The sequence below is a fragment of the Melaminivora alkalimesophila genome, from assembly GCF_000282995.1.
Taxonomy (GTDB): domain Bacteria; phylum Pseudomonadota; class Gammaproteobacteria; order Burkholderiales; family Burkholderiaceae_C; genus Melaminivora; species Melaminivora alkalimesophila.
In genome coordinates this window covers 1-2338 of the sequence record NZ_ALEE01000715.1, presented here as the reverse complement: position 1 = coordinate 2338, position 2338 = coordinate 1, and the positions used below count along the sequence as shown (strand labels likewise).

Genomic DNA, 2338 nt, shown 5'->3' with positions numbered 1-2338 from the left:
GACTTGCCCGAGCCGGAGACGCCGGTCACCGTGACCAGGCGCTGCGCGGTTTTGGTTAGGATGGCGCCATCTCATCCGCACAACACACAAGGAGACACACGCGATGATGCAGAGCAAGAAGTTGCGCCTCGGCGTGCTGGCCGCCGCGGCCGCCCTCGCCTTCGGTGCCAACGCCGCCACCCTGCGCTGGGCCGGCGCCAACGACATCCTGACGGTGGACCCGCACGCGCAGAACCACCAGACCACGCACGCCTTCCTGCAGCAGGTCTACGAGAGCCTGGTGCGCTACGACGAGAACTTCCAGGTCGAGCCGGCGCTGGCCACCAAGTGGGAGCAGATCAGCCCCACCCAGGTGCGCTTCACGTTGCGGCGCGGCGTGAAGTTCCACGACGGCTCGCCCTTCACGGCCGACGACGTGGTGTTCTCCATCACCCGCGCCATGACGCCGCCGTCCAACATGATGAGCGCCGTGCAGGGCGTCAAGGAGGCCAAGAAGGTCGACGACCACACGGTGGACCTGATCCTCAAGGGCCCGAACCCCATCTTGCTGCGCGAGCTGACCGAGGCGCGCATCATGAACAAGGCCTGGGCCGAGAAGCACAACTCGGTGAAGTCCCAGGACTACGGCGGCAAGGAAGAGAACTACGCCTCGCGCAACGCCAACGGCACCGGCCCCTTCAAGCTGGTCGGCTGGCAGCCGGACGTGAAGGTGACGCTCAAGAAGAACGACGACTGGTGGGACAAGCCGCGCGGCAACATCGACGAGGTGGTGTTCACGCCCATCAAGTCGGCCGCCACGCGCACCGCGGCGCTGGTCTCCGGCCAGGTGGACTTCGTGCCCGACCCGCCGCCGCAGGACCTGGCGCGCATGAAGAACACGCCTGACCTGCAGCTGATCGAGGGCGCCGAGAACCGCACCATCTACCTGGGCCTGGACCAGTTCCGCGACGAGCTGCCGGGCGCCGGCACGCCGGGCAAGAACCCGCTCAAGGACAAGCGCGTGCGCCAGGCGCTCTACCAGGCGATCGACTCCGCCGGCCTGCACAAGAACACCATGCGCGGCCTGTCGGTGCCTGCGGGCGTGATGGTCGCGCCCTCGGTGCACGGCTGGACCAAGGAGCTCGACGAGCGCGCCTCCAAGTACGACGTCGAGGCGGCCAAGAAGCTGCTGGCCGACGCGGGCTACCCGAACGGCTTCTCGCTGAAGCTCGAATGCCCGAACGACCGCTACGTGAACGACGAGGCGATCTGCCAGGCCGTCACCGCCATGTGGACGCGCATTGGTGTCAAGACGCAACTGGCGGCCGCGCCGATGGCGCAGTTCGTCACGCGCGTGATGAACAACGACGTGAACGCCTTCCTGTTCGGCTGGGGCGTGGCGACCTTCGATGCGCTCTACACGCTGGATTCGCTCATGTCCACCAAGGAGGGCAAGACGGCCGCCGGCGTCTACAACGGCGGGCGCTTCTCCGACGCCAAGCTCGACGGCATGATCCAGCAGATCAAGGTGGAGATGGACCAGGCCAAGCGCGACCAGCTGGTGCACGATGCGCTCAAGCTGGTCAAGGATGAGTACTACTATCTCCCGCTGCACCACCAGATCCGCCCCTGGGCGATGCGCAAGAACGTCGAGACGGTGCACCGCGCGGACGACCGCCCGATGCCCATCTGGACCACCATCAAGTAAGCCCGGCCCGCGCGGCGGCCCGACGGCCCGCGTCCGCTCCAGGGCGGCGCGGGCTTTTTGCCGTCTGCGCAGCGCCAGCCCATCCGCGCCGCGCGGCTCGCACCCGGATGCAATTGCACACCGCTGCTGACACGGCCGGCATGGCCCCGGCACACGCCCCGGCCTAAGCTCGGGCGAGCGGGTGGTGAACCCCGTGCAATCGCTGCGCGCTGCAGTGCGCGCAGCCCTTCCAGGAGGTCCAGTCCATGCAGGTGCGGGCGTTTTCCATGGCGGTGGTGCGGCGGCGTCCCTGGTGGCAAGGGGCGGCCGTGTGGCTTGCAGCCGCGGGGTTCGTTCTCGCCGCCCCGCTGGCGCGCGCCCAGATGTATTTCGATGTCGCGGGCGGGCCGATCACGGCGGTGCCCAACATGGTCGGCCCGGCCATCGTGGGCGCGTCCATGGGCAACTACATCGACCGCGCCGAGCGGGGCAAGGAGCGATCGGCGGGCCGGACGGCCGCACCCCCGGCAAGGGTGGGGCCGCGGCGCCCGCGCTGCGCATCGGCAGCGATGCGGCGGTCTCCCGCCAGGCGAAGCAGCAGTTTCGCGCGCAGCTGCTGCGCAACAACCCCGGCCAGGCCGCCCGCATCGACCAGGCGCTGGCGAGGGACTG

At 68.9% G+C, this 2338-nt stretch carries 2 protein-coding genes; one reads left to right on the top strand and one right to left on the bottom strand.

From position 1 onward, the window contains the following. Positions 1-103 precede the first annotated feature (103 nt). Entirely contained in the window at positions 104-1687 is a 1584-nt protein-coding gene (locus tag A612_RS13890; RefSeq protein WP_019375064.1) for an ABC transporter substrate-binding protein, read from the top strand. A 445-nt stretch (positions 1688-2132) separates the two neighbouring features. On the opposite strand, the gene A612_RS17710 is transcribed toward A612_RS13890, so the two are convergent. Next, positions 2133-2338: hypothetical protein (locus tag A612_RS17710; RefSeq protein ID WP_206536120.1), on the bottom strand; the 206-nt coding region annotated here is incomplete at its 5' end.